The sequence below is a fragment of the Cellvibrio sp. PSBB006 genome (assembly GCF_002162135.1).
Lineage (GTDB): Bacteria > Pseudomonadota > Gammaproteobacteria > Pseudomonadales > Cellvibrionaceae > Cellvibrio.
This window is the reverse complement of the sequence record NZ_CP021382.1, coordinates 1,824,371-1,843,325: the sequence shown is the minus strand read 5'-3', so window position 1 is coordinate 1,843,325 and position 18,955 is coordinate 1,824,371. Positions and strand designations below refer to the sequence as shown.

General features: G+C 49.8%; 15 protein-coding genes. 9 read left to right on the top strand and 6 right to left on the bottom strand.

Translation table 11 applies throughout. The features are described 5' to 3' along the window. Positions 1-101: 101 nt before the first annotated feature. Positions 102-1,415 carry a sensor domain-containing diguanylate cyclase gene (locus CBR65_RS07635; RefSeq protein ID WP_087466306.1) on the top strand — a complete coding sequence of 438 codons (1,314 nt, stop codon included), beginning with the start codon at positions 102-104 and terminating at the stop codon, positions 1,413-1,415. On the opposite strand, the gene CBR65_RS07630 is transcribed toward CBR65_RS07635, so the two are convergent. From CBR65_RS07630 to mobA, 6 genes are all read right to left on the bottom strand, one after another. Next, positions 1,412-2,017, bottom strand: coding sequence for a DUF1287 domain-containing protein (locus CBR65_RS07630; RefSeq protein WP_087466305.1), 606 nt, complete (start codon positions 2,015-2,017; stop codon positions 1,412-1,414). The two genes, CBR65_RS07635 and CBR65_RS07630, sit on opposite strands and share 4 nt — an antisense overlap. 13 nt (positions 2,018-2,030) lie before the next feature. Continuing rightward, positions 2,031-2,330: a TraR/DksA C4-type zinc finger protein gene (locus tag CBR65_RS07625; RefSeq protein WP_087466304.1), complete on the bottom strand. Its 300-nt coding sequence runs from the start codon at positions 2,328-2,330 to the stop codon at positions 2,031-2,033. A gap of 153 nt (positions 2,331-2,483) precedes the next feature. Beyond that, positions 2,484-2,864 carry a VanZ family protein gene (locus tag CBR65_RS07620; protein ID WP_232461384.1) on the bottom strand — a complete coding sequence of 127 codons (381 nt, stop codon included), beginning with the start codon at positions 2,862-2,864 and terminating at the stop codon, positions 2,484-2,486. An 8-nt stretch (positions 2,865-2,872) separates the two neighbouring features. Further along, the gene (locus CBR65_RS07615) at positions 2,873-3,727 is read right to left on the bottom strand and encodes a universal stress protein (RefSeq protein ID WP_087466303.1); all 855 of its coding nucleotides are present in this window, start codon (positions 3,725-3,727) and stop codon (positions 2,873-2,875) included. Positions 3,728-3,740: 13 nt separating this feature from the next. Next, entirely contained in the window at positions 3,741-5,225 is a 1,485-nt protein-coding gene (locus CBR65_RS07610; RefSeq protein WP_087466302.1) for a SulP family inorganic anion transporter, read from the bottom strand. 313 nt (positions 5,226-5,538) lie between these two features. Then, positions 5,539-6,159 carry a molybdenum cofactor guanylyltransferase MobA gene (gene mobA, locus CBR65_RS07605; protein WP_087466301.1) on the bottom strand — a complete coding sequence of 207 codons (621 nt, stop codon included), beginning with the start codon at positions 6,157-6,159 and terminating at the stop codon, positions 5,539-5,541. A 377-nt stretch (positions 6,160-6,536) separates the two neighbouring features. Between mobA and CBR65_RS07600 the strand changes: the two genes are divergently transcribed. From CBR65_RS07600 to CBR65_RS07565, 8 genes are all read left to right on the top strand, one after another. Next, positions 6,537-7,988, top strand: a complete 1,452-nt coding sequence (locus CBR65_RS07600; protein WP_087466300.1) for a catalase — start codon at positions 6,537-6,539, stop codon at positions 7,986-7,988. A gap of 187 nt (positions 7,989-8,175) precedes the next feature. Continuing rightward, positions 8,176-8,820, top strand: coding sequence for a pyridoxamine 5'-phosphate oxidase (pdxH, locus tag CBR65_RS07595; RefSeq protein ID WP_087466299.1), 645 nt, complete (start codon positions 8,176-8,178; stop codon positions 8,818-8,820). A gap of 74 nt (positions 8,821-8,894) precedes the next feature. Beyond that, complete coding sequence (locus tag CBR65_RS07590) at positions 8,895-9,878, top strand: NAD(P)H-quinone oxidoreductase (RefSeq protein ID WP_087466298.1); 984 nt, start codon at positions 8,895-8,897, stop codon at positions 9,876-9,878. Between the two features lie 21 nt (positions 9,879-9,899). Continuing rightward, positions 9,900-11,105, top strand: coding sequence for a CaiB/BaiF CoA-transferase family protein (locus tag CBR65_RS07585; RefSeq protein ID WP_087466297.1), 1,206 nt, complete (start codon positions 9,900-9,902; stop codon positions 11,103-11,105). Positions 11,106-11,128: 23 nt separating this feature from the next. Then, a complete protein-coding gene (locus CBR65_RS07580) occupies positions 11,129-12,292 on the top strand; it encodes an AraC family transcriptional regulator (RefSeq protein WP_087466296.1) in 1,164 nt (387 codons plus the stop codon). Positions 12,293-12,472: 180 nt separating this feature from the next. Continuing rightward, positions 12,473-13,516: a glycosyl hydrolase family 18 protein gene (locus CBR65_RS07575; protein ID WP_087466295.1), complete on the top strand. Its 1,044-nt coding sequence runs from the start codon at positions 12,473-12,475 to the stop codon at positions 13,514-13,516. A gap of 86 nt (positions 13,517-13,602) precedes the next feature. Continuing rightward, the gene (locus CBR65_RS07570; RefSeq protein WP_157672010.1) at positions 13,603-15,048 is read left to right on the top strand and encodes a sulfotransferase; all 1,446 of its coding nucleotides are present in this window, start codon (positions 13,603-13,605) and stop codon (positions 15,046-15,048) included. Between the two features lie 585 nt (positions 15,049-15,633). After that, positions 15,634-18,876, top strand: coding sequence for a TonB-dependent receptor (locus CBR65_RS07565; RefSeq protein ID WP_232461383.1), 3,243 nt, complete (start codon positions 15,634-15,636; stop codon positions 18,874-18,876). Positions 18,877-18,955: the final 79 nt, after the last annotated feature.

The window sequence follows — 18,955 nt, the reverse complement described above, 5'->3', positions numbered from 1 at the left end:
TCATAGATCCTCAAGATGATTATGATTGCCGGAACAATCAGTAACAGACGGTAGCAGGCTTACTGATTTTTCCACCCAGCGGTGAAATGGAATCATAGCGATTGAGACACTATTCAGAACCCGGCTTTATCTTCAGTATTCCTATCATTGTTTTTGTGATCGTTGTGTTATTGGCTGAGATTATGCTTTCGATGCATCAGCATAGTCTGGCAAAAAGCGATCGCATTGACGCATTGGCTTTTGCCACCGATTTGCGCACCCGCAGTGAACAACACTTAAATCGTGTATTGCATTTAACCAGTGGCTTAAGCAGTTACTTCGCTGTGCGCCACGACAACCTTAAACAAACTGAAGTAGAAGACATCCTGCGTATTGCCTACCAGACCACATTGCATGTGCGCAATTTCGGCGTTGCTGTGGGCTATAAGATCACCTATCTCTATCCGCTCGAAGGCAATGAGCAGGTGGTTGGTATGGATTATCGCTCGCAACCGGATCAATGGCCGGCGGTAGAGGCTGCCATTGTCAGTCGTAAAGCGGTCATGGATGAACAGGTTAAATTGTTACAAGGTGGCCTCGCCATGATTTATCGCGAGCCAATTTTTATTGAAGGTAATTATTGGGGATTGCTATCTACCGTCATAGACTCCGATTCGTTCCTCGCTGATACCTTTGGAAAAATTAATCAAACCACATATCAATTTTCTGTCAGCAGTTCGAAAGGACACAGCCTGTGGGGCGATGCCAGTTTATTTAAAGACGCAGATGCCGTTGTCATCACCTCTGAACGAGGGTGGCGTTTTGCCGTGAAGACACTTAACAGCGAAGGACGTCTCTCCGACGGATTGTTGCGTCTTGCCGGTTGGGTATTCGCGCTGATGATTACGATTGGTTTGTACAGTGTGCTCGCACATCGACGCACCTTGGCACATCTGGCATTGCATGATCCGGTCACCGGCTTGCCCAATCGCACCTTGCTGAATGATCGCATTGAACATGCGATGTTATTGGCTCGCCGTAAACCGGAAGATGGTTTGGTGGTGGTGTTTATTGATCTGGATGATTTTAAAATTATCAACGATACCTACGGCCATCGTACCGGTGATTACGTGTTAAAAACGGTGGCGCAGCGTTTGGAAACCTGCGCACGAATAGGGGATACCACCGCACGTTGGGCAGGCGATGAGTTTGTGGTGTTGGTAGAAAGTTTGAATGGCAGCGAGATTGATCCCTTGCTGGAGCGTTTGGCCAAGGCTATTGCTGAACCGATTTATCACGACGGGCATCGTTTACAAATCTCAGCGTCTTTTGGTTATGCTGTTGCATTCAAAGATGCCGATACCGCCGCTGATCTGGTGTGGGCCGCAGACCGGCGGATGTATGCGCACAAGACCCGGCGCAAGCAGCGTATCTAATAGGTGGTGTTATCTACACCATAGCGATAACGACCGGTAATGTCATAACGAAACAGGACATCTTCCAGCTGCGGGCCGGCGCCGACATTGTGCACAATTAACGGCCGCTCACCATCGGCTGAGAATTGATTAACCACAATACCGATATGCGGCAAATTGCCTGGTAACATCCAGGTAACAAGGTCGCCCGGCTGATAGTCGCGGCCGTGTGTAGTGATGGGTAAAACTTGCCCGTGCCGGGTAAAAAACGTTTGCAGGTTGGGCACGCGGCGGTGATCGATGTTACGGTCTGTGCGCGTTTGGTTCCAGATACGTTTGGCGGGGTATTTGTGGAAATAATCGCGCATGTCTTCATGAACCAGACGTTGCAGATCAATGCCTAATTTGCGATAGCTGCGGATGATGACATCGGTGCACACGCCATACTGCGAAGGCACGTCGCCGTTAGGGTATGCGATTTTGAAATAGGCACCGTTGTAAGTAACCTGGTGTTGAGTTCGCGCTATGGCGGCTTTGACGAAAGCATCAGTTAATTCATTGGCCATGACAAGCGGGCTGAACGTGAAAGCCACTATCAACAACCATGAATAGGGTTTTACCATAAAGTGTTGCCGGTTATTTGGTGCACTGGCTGCAGTGGGTAATCGAAGGATTTGTTTCCAGACGACGCATATCAATATCCTCATTACATTGAACGCAACGACCATAACTGCCATTAGCAATACGTTGTAATGCCGCGTCAATTCTGGCGAGCTCCTGCGTGCGACGAGATTGTGTTCCCTGAGCCATTTGCTGTCCCTGGGTAGCATCCATCCCAACAGTTGTTTGATCCAGCTGGGCTTGTTCTAATTCTTGTAATTCCTCCTTGTGTGCCAGCAGCATAATCTTGAAACGGGTTTGTTCTGCAATGTTCATGGTCTACCTCTTGATTATTTGAAATGGCTAGTTGAAGCGGTACTTCAAATGGCTACCTCAACTTGAAATGGCTACTTCACGAAGTTGTTTCAAGTAGTTGTTTCAAGTAGTTGCTTCAAATAGTTACTTCATTTAGTCACTTCATAAACTCGGCTACCTCACAAACGGTTTTGCCCAGACCGGAGCAATACGTTTCAGCAACATGAATAGTACCAGGCCCGCGACTATACCACTGAAGTTGGCAAGAATATCCAGAACACTGAATGTCCGTGGTGGTAAAAAATGCTGGCCAATCTCAATAGCGATGGAATAGCCCAGTAAAAAAACAGCGCGTTTCCAATAAGGTGTGGTAGGCCAGGCAAAACTAATGGACACGCCCGCCACCAGATAACCACAAAAATGCATCAACAAATCATTGAATACTGGAACCATGCTGCCAGGATTGGAACTCAAACCCAGCACCGTATAAATAGCCAACATAATCCAGAACTGAATGTGACACAGCGGACGCCATATCCTTAATAATATTTCCATACCCATCCCTAGCGCAAAATCATCAGTGAGATACGTGTTTTGCGAATCATCGCGGTGGTCGTGCTGCCTACAATCATGTGGCGAATGCGTGAGTGACCATAGGCGCCCATCACGAGTAAATCAATAGCCTCGCGTTCCTGATATTCCACCAACACGACTTCCGGATCACCGGGGATAATATCAGCGTGAGTGGTAAAACCCGCTGCATCTAATTGTTGTTGTGCATCAGTCAGTGACGCGCGCAATGCGTCGTCTTCATTGCCGACCATGACCAGGTGACAGGGCAGCTCGCGCAGTAAGGGGCTGGCGGCGATCATGTCGACGCCTTTGCGCATCGTCGCGCTGCCATCGAAAGCCAGCATAAAATTTTTCGGTGGAATAAACGTTTGCTGCGCAATCAAAATCGGTTTGTGCAATGCACGAATCACATTCTCTACATGGCTACCGATATGGCCATGGGCAGATTCCGTATCGGCACCACGTTTGCCAATCACCAGCATCCGAATTTCTTCTTCAATATCTTTTAAGGTGCTGAGCAAGTCGCCATGGCGCTGGCGGGTTTCTATATTCTGGATGCCCAGCGCCAGGATTCGTTCCCGGGCTGCGGCTAATAAATGTTTGCCTTGTTCCATGGCGACTTTTGCCCGCTTCTCATCAAGCAGTGCCAACTCCTGCAATAAAGCTTCCTGCGCACCAAAACCAATACTGCCGCTCAGGTTCTTGCGACCTTCACCGTGGGGTTCATCGAGGGCATGCAACAGGGTCAGGGGCGCTTCCATCCGGTGGGCGGACCAGGCGGCATAATCGCAAACGGCTTCTGCGTAACAGGAGTCGTCGATACAGGCAATAACATTCAAAGACATGGCTTTTATCCTTTTAATGACCCATCAGGCGTTCAACTGCGTCGGGCTTATCGTGGACAGCGAAACGGTCAACTAGCGTCGCGCTGGCTTCATTCAGACCAGTGATTTCGACGTCAGTGCCTTCCCGGCGAAATTTTATAACGACTTTGTCCAGCGCGCTGATTGCGGTGATATCCCAAAAATGCGCGCGATGTAAATCGATGGTGACGTTATCAATGGCTTCCTTAAAATCAAAACCGCTGACGAATTGTTCAGCCGAGGTAAAAAATACTTGCCCGATGATCTGATAAGTCCTGTGGCTGCCATCTTCCGACAGGCAGGAACCGACATACAGGATATCGCCCACCTTGCGTGCAAAAAACAAGGCGCTCAGCAAAACCCCCACTAACACACCTTGCGCCAGATCATGGGTCATAACCACAACGATAACGGTGGCGACCATCACAATGCTGGAGCTTTTGGGGTGCTTGCGCAAATTGCTGACAGATGACCAGCTGAAGGTGCCGATGGATACCATAATCATCACCGCGACCAATGCGGCCATAGGAATCCGGGCAACCCATTCATCCAGAAAAACCACCATGATCAACAACAGCACGCCAGCGGTGAAGGTAGATAGCCGCTGACGTCCGCCGGATTTTACATTGATCACCGATTGTCCGATCATCGCACAACCGGCCATGCCACCCAGCAAACCGGAACCGATATTCGCCACACCCTGACCGACACACTCACGGTTTTTATTACTCGATGTATCGGTCAGATCATCGACAATGGTGGCGGTCATCATGGATTCCAGCAAGCCCACCACTGCGAGGGTCATTGAAAAGGGAAAGATGATGGTGAGGGTTTCCCAGGTGAGCGGTACATCGGGCAGTAAAAATACCGGCAGGCTATCGGGCAGTTCACCCATGTCGCCCACGCTACGGATATCCAGCCCCATGTACATGGCGACACCCGTGAGCACGACAATGCATACCAAGGGTGACGGAACGGCTTTGGTGACGTAAGGAAAGCCGTAAATAATAACCAGCCCGGCCGCCAGCATGATGTAGACCGGCAGAGTTGCGTTCTCACCGGTAATCTCTGGTAACTGCGCGAGAAAGATCAGGATGGCCAGCGCGTTTACAAACCCCGTAACAACCGAGCGGGAAACGAAGCGCATCAGACTGCCCAATTTTAATAAGCCCGCGATAATTTGTAATACGCCGGTCAACAACGTGGCGGCGAGTAAGTATTGCAGTCCATGTTCCTTCACCAGCGTCACCATCACCAGGGCCATGGCACCGGTAGCGGCTGAAATCATGCCGGGACGGCCACCGACAAAGGCGGTAACCACCGCAATACAGAACGAGGCATAAAGACCGACTTTAGGGTCGACGCCAGCGATGATAGAAAATGCGATAGCTTCGGGAATCAGGGCCAGAGCAACCACAATACCGGCGAGCAGATCACCACGGATATTAGAAAACCAGGTATTTGATAAAGCAGTAGACATACAACATCCAGAAAATGAATTAAATCGGTTCAAAGCCCGGCGGCGCAAATCATGCGTGGCGGAGGAAAACTCGACGCAGCGGAGCGTCAGGCAGCGATCAGATTTTTAGAATGACAAAAGACAATACGCGCGGCGTATAACCGAGCGATGACAAGAGAGGGCAGTGCAGAACAACTCAGGGCGGAGTAACAGCCGGCATGAATAAAATCTCTTTCGAAAACGGATGCCAGTGGCAGGCAGATAAAAACGGGCGCGATTTTAACGGAATTAATGGGGCATGTCAGTCAGAAGTTGACCGGCAATGGCATTGCCGTTACTGAACGTGGATCAATTGCGCTTCTGCGCTGTACAAGTCTTGCGGCGTATTGATATTAAAAAAAGGATCGTAGCTCGCAGAGGAAAAATCTACATATACGGGAGCAAAATCCTCTATCCACTCCTGTAGACGGGGTGCATCGCCTTTTTGCAGTCGCTGTTCCACTTTGCCCAGCATGGAGGCGTGCCACAGCGCAAATATCGGATGCACGCGACCATTGGAGCGGGCGACGACCAGTCGTGAATCCCCGGCTGCAGCCAACAGTTGTTGCACCATGTCTCGCGGAAAAAAGGGTGTATCACAGGCGAAACTGGCGAGCCATTCGTTATTCGGATTGCGTTCGTCCATAAAGGTTAACGCAGCGTGGATGCCGGCAAGTGGGCCGGGGAAATTGGCGAACAGATCGGCAATAACGGGCAAGCGGCTGCGCGCAAAGCGCAGGCTGTTGCCATTGGCATTAAGAATAAGTTCACTGACCTGGGGTTGAGCGCGCTCAATACTGCGTTGCAGAAGCGTTTTTCCACCGAGGGGCAAAAGACATTTATCCCCGCCTCCCATGCGTTTGGCGAGGCCTCCGGCGAGGATCACGCCTGTAATCAATTGGTTATTATCTGTCATGGAAAGCTTCTATTACCGCACCGCAATGGTGATGAATTGCACGCCATGATTATAGTATGGCTCTGTCATCAAGTGTAGCTGGATAAGCGCAAGTGTATCCTTATCCATGTGCTTCAGATCAATATTTTCACTTTTCTTTCCCTGGCCTCGTATAAAGATTGACTTCGCTTTTGCCTTGCGATCAGCGAGCCGCTATACCTTTTCTGTTGGCAATCACTCGCAAGCATTCATCAGCAAAAACTATCTAAACGATACTTATTATTAATTTTTATAAATACAACCCAAGCCGTAGGATGAGTTCGTCAGACACAACTCTGTTTAGCAATGCAGGCGACTCCTATGAATCCATCAATCCAGGCAACCGTAAGGATATGACCATGAGTAAAACGACCTTAACGACCTCGTCAGGCGCTCCCGTAGCCGATGACAACAACAGCATCAGCGTGGGTGAGCGTGGACCATTGACCTTTGACAATCACTATTTATTTGAAAAGCTCGCGCACTTTAACCGCGAACGTATTCCGGAGCGGGTGGTGCATGCCCGGGGGACCGGTGCCTACGGCCAGTTTACGCTGACCAGGAGTTTGAGCGACTACAGCATCGCGGACTTTTTGCAGAAGGTCGGCGAGAAAACTGAGGTATTCCTGCGTTTTTCCACCGTAGGTGGTGGCCAGGATTCCAGCGATTACGCCCGTGACCCGCGCGGCTTTGCGGTGAAGTTTTACACCCGTCAAGGCAATTACGACATCGTGGGCAACAACACGCCGGTGTTCTTCCTGAATGATCCGATCAAATTTCCGGATTTTATTCACTCGCAGAAGAAAAACCCGCGCACCAACTTGCCCGACCCGGCAGCGGCCTTTGAATTCTGGGCCAACCACCCACAATCTTTGCATCAGATGACCATCCTGATGTCTGATCGCGGTATTCCGGCGTCTTACCGTCACATGCATGGCTTTGGCTCGCACACCTTGAGCCTGTGGAATGCCAAAGGTGAGCGTTACTGGGTGAAATGGCACTTTAAAACCAACCAGGGTATTAAAACCCTGACCGATGAAGAAGCGAGCACGTTACCGCCCTTCGGTGCGCAGAAAGATTTGGTGGATGCGATTGATCGTGGAGATTTCCCGAGCTGGGCCGTAAAGATCCAGATCATGCCGGATACTGATGCAGAAAAGTATCACTTGAACCCCTTTGATTTGACCAAAGTCTGGCCTTACAAGGATTACCCCTTGATTGAGATCGGTCAGTTGGAATTGAACCGCAATGTGCAGAATTACTTTGCCGAAACCGAACAAGCTGCCTTTGCACCGAGCAATCTGGTGCCGGGAACCGGTGCTTCGCCGGACAAGATGTTGCAGGCCCGGTTGTTGGCCTACCAGGACGCACACCGCTACCGCGTGGGTGTAAACGTTAATCAAATCCCGGTAAACGCGCCCCGTTGCCCGGTGCACCATTACCAGCGGGACGGCTTTATGGCCGGCTGCCCCATGAGTAACGGCAGCCAGATCCAGACCAGCGGTGCGAATTATTATCCGAATGATCGGGCAGAGCAGGGTGATCCGGCGCCGAATCCGGCCTACCGTGAACCACCGCTGCATTTGTCTAAAGGTGCGGTGACCACCTATGACCAATCGGACGTGGATTACTACTCCCAGGCGGGCGACCTGTTCCGGGTAATGAATGCGGATCAGAAGCGCCAGTTGGCCAACAACATTGCAGGCGGTTTATCCCAGGCTAATGCTTCTATCCAGGAGCGGATGCTGGCTTACTTGAATAAGGCCGACCCTGAATACGCTGCGATGGTAAAAGCCGCGCTGACTGCCTGACCCCTGTTCTATCGACGAGCCTTTGGGCGCACTTGCAAGGGTGCGCCCTTTTTTAAAAGGTGCGCCCTTTTTTATTGGGCGTGATAATTTTCACTGAAACAGAGCAAGTCTCTGTGCGGCACCGATTGGAATTTGCCGGGCAAGGCGATTACTATGCTGGCTTCATTCAGAGTGAGGCAGGTAAGTAATGGATGTCAATCTGGAAAATTTGCGCCGTGAATATCTCAAGGGTGGCTTGCATCGCGATCAATTAGCCGATGATCCGATTGAACAGTTTGAGCGATGGATGACTCAGATTATCGCCACAAATATTCCCGACCCCAATGCCATGACAGTGGCAACCGTTGATGCTGATGGCCAGCCCTCCCAACGTATCGTTTTATTGAAAGGCCTCGATCAGCGCGGGTTTGTGTTTTACACGAATCTGCGCAGCCGCAAAGCGCAGGAATTAAAACAGAATCCGCGTATCAGTTTACATTTTCCCTGGCATTGTCTTGAGCGCCAGGTGAAAGTCTGCGGCCTTGCCGAGCCGCTTTCTACAGCCGAGTCGTTTAAATATTTTGTCAGTCGCCCGCGCGACAGTCAGTTAGCGGCTTGGGCTTCACAACAAAGCCGACCCATTTCGTCGCGTGCATTGTTGCTGCAACAATTTGAGGCCATGAAAAATAAATTTGGTAAAGGTGAAATTCCCTTGCCGGATTTCTGGGGCGGTTATCGCGTTAAACCGCAGCAAATTGAATTCTGGCAAGGCGGCGCCCACCGTCTGCACGACCGTTTCCAATACACCCGTCAAGCCGATAATAGTTGGTCCATCGAACGCCTCGAACCCTAACGAACTGTAGGTCGGATTAGCCAACGGCGTAATCCGACACCTCAACCGCCTAACTAATATAATTCAACACTGCCATGAAATATATTCATTTCCAAAACCCCGGCGATGCCGATGTTTTACAGTTAAGCGATATGCCCGCGCCCACCCCGACCGCTGGCGAGGTATTGATTCGTGTTGCTGCTGCGGGTGTTAATCGCCCGGATATTTTGCAGCGTCAGGGTATGTATCCGGCGCCTCGGGGTGCATCGCCTGTATTGGGTTTGGAAGTTGCTGGTGAAATAGTTGCGTGTGGCGAAGGTGTGACCCAATGGGCGGTGGGCGACACGGTTTGCGCGCTGGTAAACGGCGGGGGTTATGCAGAATATGCACTCGCACCCGAAGCACAATGTCTGCCCATTCCTGCGTCGTTGTCGCTGCAGGAAGCCGCTGCCATACCGGAAACGTTTTTTACGGTATGGCACAACCTGTTTCAGCGTGCGCGCTTGAAGGAAGGCGAAACATTATTGGTACACGGTGGCAGCAGCGGTATTGGCACCACGGCGATTCAACTGGCTTATGCAAAAGGTATCCAGGTTTTTGCAACCGCCGGTAGCGAGGAAAAATGCGCGGCTTGCGAGCAATTGGGGGCCAGTAAAGCGATCAATTATCGCGGCGCAGATTTTGTTGATGACATCAAACAATTGACGAATGGACGCGGTGTCGATGTGATTCTCGATATGGTGGGCGGTGATTATATTCAACGCAATATCGCCGCCGCTGCCCATGACGGTCGGATCGTCAACATTGCCTATCTCAAGGGCAGTAAAGCCACCGTGGATTTTATGCCGGTGATGCTAAAACGGCTCACCTTGACAGGCTCCACCTTGCGCGCACAATCACCGGCTGTAAAAGACACAATTGCGCGCGAGTTATTTGAATTCGTGTGGCCGTTAATCGAAAGTAACAATATCAAACCTGTAATTGCGGTAAACTTTCCATTGGCGCAAGCCGCTGCGGCACATCGATTAATGGAGTCGAGTCAACACATCGGCAAGATTGTGTTGTTCAATCAACAATAAAAATTTTCCGGACGCTTCATTATGACAACAACCTCTCGCCGTCCGCTCGACGGCATTCGCGTGATTGAAATGGGTCAACTGCTGGCAGGGCCTTTTGCCGGTTGTATGCTAGCTTATTTCGGTGCGGAAGTGATCAAGATTGAGCCACCAAAAACCGGCGATCCTATTCGTGGGTGGCGAGTCGTTGAAGAGGGGACATCACTCTGGTGGCGCAGCCTGGGCCGCAATAAAAAAAGTGTGACACTGGATTTGAAACAGGATGCCGGGCGCAAACTGGCGAAGCAGTTGATCGACGGTGCGGATGTGGTTATTGAAAATTTCCGCCCTGGTGTCATGGAAGACTGGGGCCTGGGGCCGGCAGACTGCAAGGAAAAGAATCCCGGCCTGGTGTATGCGCGCATCTCCGGTTACGGACAGGATGGACCCTATGCAAATAAACCCGGCTTTGCGTCTGTGTGTGAAGGTATCAGCGGTTTTCGATACGTGAATGGTTTTCCGGGGGATGCGCCAGTTCGCCCCAACTTGAGTATCGGGGATACCATTGCCGGCATTCATGCCGCTCTGGGAATCACCTTGGCGTTACTCGAACGGGAGCGTTCCGAGGAGCACACCGGACAGGTGATTGATGTTGCCTTGTATGAAGCCATGTTTAACCTGATGGAAGCCGTTGTGCCGGAATATGATGGCGCAGGTGTGGTACGACAAGCGTCCGGGACAACCGTGACCGGTATTGTTCCGACCAACACCTATCGCTGTCGCAATGGTAAGTATGTCGTGATCGGTGGTAACGGCGATTCTATCTTTCAACGGTTGATGCAAATCGCCGGTCACCCGGAGATGGCAACTGACCCGCGTATGGCCAACAATGCCGGTCGCGTTGCCCATGAAAAAATCATCGATCAAGCCCTGGCAGACTGGTGTGCGCGTCACGACTCGGAAGATATTCTTGCATTGTTGGAGCAGGCAAGGGTGCCTGGTGGGCCTATTTATAATGTGGAAGATATGGTTGCCGATCCGCACTTCAATGCGCGCGGGCTTTTTGAGCAGGTTGAAATCAATGGCAAGCCGCTAAAAATTCCTGCCATACTCCCCAAACTTGAGCGCACACCAGGGCGCACCGACTGGCCGGGTGCAGCCGTGGGTAGTCATACCGACCATGTGTTGCGCGACCTTTTGCAATTGGAAGAAGCAGACATTCAGGCATTGCGCGCGGGAGGTATTATTTAACCTGCCGTTACTGGAAGAGAGTGATGATTGAACTAACGCTGTTTAATATTAATGATATTACCGTTATCTTCGGCGGCTTTCTGTCGTTGGTGCTGGCATTGTTATTGGCGTGTCAGCGTCACGAAGGGAGGATTAAAAAGCGTTACTGGATGTTGCTGGCTGCGTTTTTTATGCTCAGTGTCTTCCTCGCTGTTGATACCTTGATGTACTGGAACATCAACATCCGCACCTTCTTATCTTCCGTCTCTACTGATTTTTTCTTTTTGTTCGGTTTTGCTTTTTTCCTGCAAGGTCCCTTGTTGTATTGGTTTACCCGCGCCGCCATCTATCGCAATTTTTCCTTGAAGGCTTATGACGCACTGCATTTGATTCCTGCACTGGCTTATCCCTTTTATGTGTATGCGATTTATCACCAGTATGATCATGACGCGAAGCTGCGCTATGTTTATGACTGGTCATTGGTTACCTCGGACCCTTACTTCGAAGGCCTGGTATGGGCGCAGCGTTTGACGGTTTTTTTCTACAGCGTGTTGTGTGTGTTGCAGTTGTATCGCTATGTGCGCCGTCTGAAAAGTACCCACTTTTCGCTCAACCAGGTGGATCTGCAGTGGCTCAAGCTGTTATTGATTGGCTTTCTTTGTGTGAATGCCTGGGTTGTGCTGACCTTGCTGGAATCACGTTTTACAAACCTGGGCTTTGATAGCCCTATGGGTATAGCGGAGAGTTACATCCGGTTTATTTACGTTAGTGTATTGATTGTGTACCTGTTGCAAAACTCGAAAGGCTTTGCCGAGATTCAGGTTGAGCACACCATCAGCGATGCGCCGGTGATCGATGTGCCTCATCAGCAGCAGTTGCTGGATAAGTTGCTGCAGTATATGGAGACCCAGAGGCCCTATCTTGAGCCCACGATAACCGTCGAACGTTTGGCGCAACGCCTACAGGTATCCCCCAAGCTGTTGTCGAGTACCATCAACAGTCAGTTGCACAAGAATTTTTTCGAGATGATTGGTTCCTATCGCCTTGATGAAGCGAAGAAACAATTAGCCGATCCGCAATACCGTGACCTTTCCATCAGCGAGATCATGAAGAACTGCGGCTTTAACAGCAAATCGGTGTTCAATCAGGCCTTCAAAAAGAATGTCGGGGTCACGCCCAGCCATTATCGTCAGCAATACCTCAATTAGCTTGCTCTTCCGCCTCAGGCTGTTCTATCGCGCAGGTAATACTTTCGGTTTTCGAGGTTCTAGTTTCGGCTGCGTCTGGCGAGCCGCTTGATTCTGATGTTATGGTTTCTCGCAGACGCACTGGTGGGGCTATGGCCACCAGAAAGTTTTTCTCGAAGGCGGTTACCTCGGAGGCTGTACATGATAAAAATGATCATAAGAACACTGGGCTTGGTGGCAAGTATGGTGATACCGCTGCATGGATCGGCGGATGTGCGGGTCATTGGCTATATGCCAAGTTTCAAAAACCTCACGGCAACAGTTGATACAACAGACCTCAGCAAGCTGACCCACATCAACATCGCTTTCCTGAATCCTGATGTGCAAGGCCAATTGGTTGCCGATGGACATATGCGTTGTATGCCAGGCGTCGATGGTGAAAGCACACCGGTTGAAGACATTCATTATCTTGTTGATAAAGCACATCAAGCGAAGGTTCAGGTGCTCGCCTCGGTAGGTGGCGGTGTCATTCCCGCGTGCTCGGGAGACTGGATGACACAGCTGGAGCCCAAAAATCGTAAACAGCTGATCCAGAATCTTGTCGACTATGTGGAACAGTTCAAGCTCGATGGATTGGATATCGACCTGGAAGGTGCGCTGCTAACGTCGATAGACAACGCTGGCAATTACACCCCTTTTATTCAGGCATTGTCGGTCGAACTTAAGAAACGCAACAAGCTTTTGACCTGCGCTACTGCATCCTATGACGGTGGGATGGTTCCCGTTGATTCCTTGCCGTATTTTGACTTCGTCAATCTGATGTCTTACGACGCGATCGGTCCGAGTTGGGGTACCCCCGGTATTGAACATTCCAGTTATGACCAGGCTGCCGGGCACATCGCTATCTGGAAAGCGCGTGGATTAACAAAAGACAAACTGGTATTAGGTGTACCTTTTTATGGATACGGCTTTGGTCGCTTTCGGTCCGATTATGCTTACAAAGATATCCTCGCCCAATTTGGTACAGACGCAACGGCGTTGGATCTCGTCGGCAAAGCCTGTACAGGTTGCAGTTACATTACCTACAACGGCAAACCTACCATTCGTAAAAAGACTCGTCTCGCGTTGAAAGAAGGGGCGGGGGTGATGATTTGGGAGATGTCCCAGGATGTGCAAGGTAAACACAGCTTGCTAAAGATAATTGATGATGAAATCCAGCGTTATCACGCTGATTCAGCACAATAAGCCCGTCACTGATGAAGCAGTCTTCGGTAATGGATTGGCAGCAACTCATATTATTCAGGTTATCTGAGCAGGGTAGGGCTGTGCGAATGCCGTTACACCAGGCTTTCAGTTTGGCAGAAAAGGCTGTCGCGGAAGGCCGTCGTGAAGCAGAAATTTTTATCTACCAACTTCTTAAGCAGCAGCCCGGTTTCAATGAAGCATACGCCGTCTATGTTGACCTTCTGGAGCAGGCGTCACGACATGACGATCAGGTCGGTTTATGCCGCCGCTGGATCAAGGAGTCACCACAACACATCCCTGCCTATATGAGCCTGAGCCAGGCAATGCACCGATTGGGAAACCACGCCGGTGCGATTCAGGCGGCGGAAGGTGCCTTGGGTGTGAGACCGGATGATGTGCGTTTACTTAATCATCTGGGTGTTCTGAAAAAGGAAGCCGGTGAATTGGATGAAGCCTTAACGATTTTTAATCGCTGTATCGCGCAGCAATCGGACTTTGCTCCAGCCTATTGGAACAGAGCGGATTTATATAAAACTATTTCATCCGGAGAAGTGGCTGAAATGGAGGCTTTGTATAGCCGTGCGCATTTGAAGGATGAAGATAGGATTTATCTCTCTTATGCCCTGGCGCATGGATTGGAACGGCTGGAGGACTTCGAGAGAAGTTTTTACTACCTGACAATCGGTTCCCGACTCAAGCGCCAGTCCCTGACATACAACCACGCGGCTGCGATAAAAGAACTAAAAGATATTCCGCAATACTTCGCCCCGTCATTATTTCACGATCAGCAATCTAATTTGAAAACGGCGGCACCGATTTTCATCTGCGGCCTGCCACGCTCCGGTACCACATTGGTTGAGCAGATTATTTCCAGTCACCCCGATGTAACCGGTGGTGAAGAATTGATGGCTTTATCCAGGGCCGTTGCCAGTGTTCTGCAAACCAAAGTAATGAATTTACGTTATCCCTTATGGACGACGCACTTCAACGCAGAGGACTGGAAACAGATTGGCATAGAATATCTGGCATTGACGCAGCGCTTACAAAAAACAAAACACTTCACCGACAAAATGCTGATGAACTACAAAGCCTTAGGCGTAATTCATCTGGCTTTACCCAATGCAAAAATAATTCACTGCACCCGAGACCCGCTGGACAATATGTTCGGCTGCTACAAACAGTTGTTCGACAAAGGGCTCCGATTCACTTACGACCTTGACGAACTGGCCGATACTTACGAGGCCTACGCCCAGGTGATGGCTCACTGGAAAACGCTGTTTCCGGCCAACATCATTGATGTGCGTTATGAAAGCCTCGTTACCGACCCGGAAACTGAAACACGCCGTCTGCTCGATTTTATCGGCCTGCCATGGAACCCGGCATGCCTGGATTTCTATAACAATAAACGCCCTGTCTACAGTGCCAGCAACAGCCAGGTTCGCCAACCCATCTTTACCTCATCCATAGGTCAATGGCGAAACCATGCGGAAGCATTTTCCAGTATAAAAAATCGACTCAACCTACCCGATTGAGGTTGCTGATAGGGTTTCGTTAAGGTGCATCGACCAAAAAGAGTGGTGCACCAAACTCGTACAACATTATCTCGAATGTCTCTTTTTGAAGCACGTCGAGTGCTTACTATATTTGTAATCTTCTTTTTTCATAGGCAGCAATTAGTTTGTTTTCAACTTCATTCGTTGCAGTTGGTAACACTGCTTGTAGAGAGTGCGCTTACGCTTTTTTTGCACCAAGTTACAACGTTGTCCGTTTGACAAACTATTTCTTCATTAAAATTTCCACATCCTAAAATTAATTTGCATATAGCCTCATACAAACTACGCTAATTCAAGGGATTTGATGCGACCATTCACTCGCAAAGCCGTTCCATAGCGTCGCAATATTCCTGTTGACAACGTTGTCCGTTAGGGGGTAAAACTACAAGAAGTGATTGTGATGACAAAGTTTTCGTTTTCATGAAGCTCTGTTTGTCACCGCCCACTGTTAAATGTTTCCAATCGTAGCGGCGGGTAACACTAAGGTCTGACAGAAAGTTTGGGGGCGCCTTGGTCGAATGACTGAGAGCAATTATTAAAAAAGTTAGATTTATAGGACCAACTATGGCTATGCAATTTAAAAAAAACCTGCTCAACCTGGCTGTCTGCTCCGCAGTCGCCGGTTTGGCTCCGGCAATGACATTCGCTCAAGAAGCAGAAGTCGTTGATGAAATTGTGGTTATGGGAATGCGCAGCAGTATCGAAAGCGCCCAGGACCTGAAACGAAATGCTGACACCGTCAAAGACGTGATCACCGCCACTGATATCGGTGCACTGCCCGATAAATCAGTAACCGAAGCATTGCAACGTGTGCCCGGTGTGACGATTGAACGCTTTGCCTCTTCTGATGACCCCAAGCACTATGCCGATGAAGGTACTGGCGTATTGGTGCGCGGTCTTGATCGTGTTCGTTCAGAAATTAACGGTCGCGATGCATTCAGTGCGAACCCTTGGGGTGGCCTGAGCTACGAGGATTTTCCCGCAGAATTATTGGGTGCAGTGGAAGTTGTTAAAAACCAGACTGCCGACCTGATCTCTGGTGGTATTGCGGGTACTGTTAATCTGATTACCCGTAAGCCGTTTGATTCTGATGAACAAATTATTTCATTCAATGCAAAAGCCAACTATGGCGATTTTCGTGAAGAAGTTACGCCGTCGTTCTCTGCACTTTTCTCAGATAGTTGGGAAACGAGTGCGGGTAATTTTGGTTTCTTGCTTGCAGGTTCGCATTCCGAATATAAAACTCGTGGTGACGGTGTTGGATTGGGTAACTTCCAGTCGCGCGGGGTTGATACAACCACCGTTTATGATGAATGGGGTACTCCTCAAGTAGGTATTACGCCCGGCACTTACTCACACCCTTGTGTTCCAAACTCCTCTGATTGGCGTAATTGCGATAACCTGGGGTACCCTGATGGTATCCAATATTCTGCTGCTGATGCGCCTTATGAAGGCACAGGGCTTACGGGTCAACCGGAGGGGGTAACTTGGTACACGCCTTCTCAGTATCATATGAGTACCGCTGAGAATGACCGCGAGCGTACCGGTTTTACCACCTCGCTACAGTGGGCTAACACCGATGAAACCATTGTTGCCACTCTGGAGCATATCAACTCCAAAGCCTCGTTGGAGTATGATGAGCGCCGTGTCGGTCACGCTGCCCAAGGCTTCAAAAGCTTTATGGGGAGTTCGCATGATTGGCTGGATCAACCGGGTGAGGGGCGTCCCAGAACCTTCGATGCCAATAATCACTTGACGTCGGGTGTGGGTGTAAGCAGCAATGCTGAAGTACCACTCTTTTATATCACTCGTTGGAACTACACCGAAAATACGGTTGAAGATACGTCGTTCAATCTGACCTTAAGGCCTAATGATCGCCTGACAATCGGCCTTGATTATCAGCACATTGATTCTGAAAAATTAGTTCATAACTACAGTTTGTCCGGTCAGACGCGCGGCGGCGCAGCTGCTTCGGGTACGCTGTTACCCTTCTTCCTCGATTTGCGTGGCGATCTCCCCACTATCGAGTACTTGAATAATACGGATTTTACCGGCTGGATCAATGAAGGCGCTCTGGAACCGGAAGTGTTTATCGGTTCGGGCATGCAACAGGAAGAACTCAATACTGCTAAATTAGACAGCTTTAAAATTGATGTGGAATATGCCCTGGATGGTGTCGTCACTGCTGTTAAAAGCGGTGTTTATTACTCCGATAAAACACTGACAGTGCGTGATACCGAGTATGCTGGCTGGTCAGCCATTGCCACCCCTTGGGTTAATGATCAACGTCCTGCGTCAGCTGCGGTAAACCATCCTGAACTGTACGAAAGAATTGACTTCTCAGATTTCTATAACGGCGAAGTCCTACAGGGTGATCTACAGAGCTTCCTGTTCCCTCGCGTCGATTTGGTAAAAAACTACGCCCAAACACTGCGCGACGGTTGTGCAGCTGGTTGGTCTACCGTGGGTGATGTTAACGGTAACGCTGCGGACGGGAGCGGCGGCTGTGCCATTCCTTATGAAGATATGGCAAGTCGTAACGGTACTCATTTTGCGCCGTATGATATAAGCGAATCGAACGAGGAGCGTACAGAATTTTACCTGCGTGGTGATTTCGAGTTTGCGGATCTTGCCGTACCTGTTAAAGGTAATGTTGGTCTTCGCTATGTTAACTATAAGCTGGAATCTACCGGTTATACGGTGTTGCCGCCCGAAACCAGTCGCGGTAATGCGCAAACGGCCGCAGCCCTGCTAGCCGAATACCCGAGCGTTTATAACCTTGCTGGTGGTGAGGCGCAATTAAGTACGGTTGACGGTACAGACTACGATACGGTTTTACCGAGCTTGAACCTGACCTTTGGCATTACTGATGATGTAGTAGTTCGCTTCGGTGTATCCAAAGGTTTGTATTACCCAAGCCTGGTGGATACTCGCAACCGGGTGATCCTCGGCCTGGATGTTGATCCGCTGCTTCAAGATGAGTCTCTGCCGGAAGAAGAGACCACCAACCCGGTTATTGGTATCGAAAGTGTGTCTCTGACCGCTCAGGCCAGTAACCCCTATCTGGAACCGGAAGAGTCAGTCAACTTCGATTTGAGCACTGAATGGTACTTCGCTCCGGCGGGCTCAATGAGTGTTGGCTTGTTCCACAAAGACCTGGATAACATCATCCGTAACAGACAATTTGATCTAGGCTTCACTCACGAGGGTGAAGAGAACATTGTTTCTGCCTATGGTCCGGCGAATACCGGGTCGGGTACGATCCGTGGTGTGGAGTTCTCCTACTCGCAGTTCTACGATATGTTGCCAGGTGCCTGGAGTGGTTTAGGTTTGCAGTTTAACTATACCTACATTGACCAAAATGATCTGGAAGATCCTAATGGTGCGATAGCGCCGACCACTCGCTTTAACGCCGCTGGTGAGCCGATTGTTGATGAGCGCAATACCTTCCGTGTATTTAGCGGTTTGCCGTTACAAGGTTACTCTGACGAAAACCTGAATATTGTGGGTATGTATGAATACAACGATATCTCATTCCGTCTTGCGTACACATGGCGCTCTGAGTACCTGTTGACGTTGCGCGAGTCTGAGGACTTCGCACCTGTTTACGCCGAGGCGTCAGGCATGATGGATGCGAGCTTGTACTACACCATCAACGATAACTGGAAAGTCGGTATCGAAGGCAGCAATTTGCTGGATACTGAAACAAAAACCAGGTATCAGATGAACCAGGAAGGCTTAGAAACTGATGCGTTAAGCTTCACCACTGACCGTCGTTACGCCTTGAGTGTCCGTGCAACTTTCTAATCTGTTATTTTTAATAGATTAGAAATTCGGTAAAAAGCGCGCAGTAGCAATACTGCGCGCTTTTTTGTCATAATCGCCA

Coding starts and splice junctions, on each gene's coding strand:
- CBR65_RS07630 (WP_087466305.1), bottom strand. CDS start 2,017: ATGGTAAAACCCTATTCATGGTTGTTGATAGTGGCTTTCACGTTCAGC.
- CBR65_RS07625 (WP_087466304.1), bottom strand. CDS start 2,330: ATGAACATTGCAGAACAAACCCGTTTCAAGATTATGCTGCTGGCACAC.
- CBR65_RS07620 (WP_232461384.1), bottom strand. CDS start 2,864: ATGGAAATATTATTAAGGATATGGCGTCCGCTGTGTCACATTCAGTTC.
- CBR65_RS07615 (WP_087466303.1), bottom strand. CDS start 3,727: ATGTCTTTGAATGTTATTGCCTGTATCGACGACTCCTGTTACGCAGAA.
- CBR65_RS07610 (WP_087466302.1), bottom strand. CDS start 5,225: ATGTCTACTGCTTTATCAAATACCTGGTTTTCTAATATCCGTGGTGAT.
- mobA (WP_087466301.1), bottom strand. CDS start 6,159: ATGACAGATAATAACCAATTGATTACAGGCGTGATCCTCGCCGGAGGC.
- CBR65_RS07600 (WP_087466300.1), top strand. CDS start 6,537: ATGAGTAAAACGACCTTAACGACCTCGTCAGGCGCTCCCGTAGCCGAT.
- pdxH (WP_087466299.1), top strand. CDS start 8,176: ATGGATGTCAATCTGGAAAATTTGCGCCGTGAATATCTCAAGGGTGGC.
- CBR65_RS07590 (WP_087466298.1), top strand. CDS start 8,895: ATGAAATATATTCATTTCCAAAACCCCGGCGATGCCGATGTTTTACAG.
- CBR65_RS07585 (WP_087466297.1), top strand. CDS start 9,900: ATGACAACAACCTCTCGCCGTCCGCTCGACGGCATTCGCGTGATTGAA.
- CBR65_RS07580 (WP_087466296.1), top strand. CDS start 11,129: ATGATTGAACTAACGCTGTTTAATATTAATGATATTACCGTTATCTTC.
- CBR65_RS07575 (WP_087466295.1), top strand. CDS start 12,473: ATGATAAAAATGATCATAAGAACACTGGGCTTGGTGGCAAGTATGGTG.
- CBR65_RS07570 (WP_157672010.1), top strand. CDS start 13,603: ATGCCGTTACACCAGGCTTTCAGTTTGGCAGAAAAGGCTGTCGCGGAA.
- CBR65_RS07565 (WP_232461383.1), top strand. CDS start 15,634: ATGGCTATGCAATTTAAAAAAAACCTGCTCAACCTGGCTGTCTGCTCC.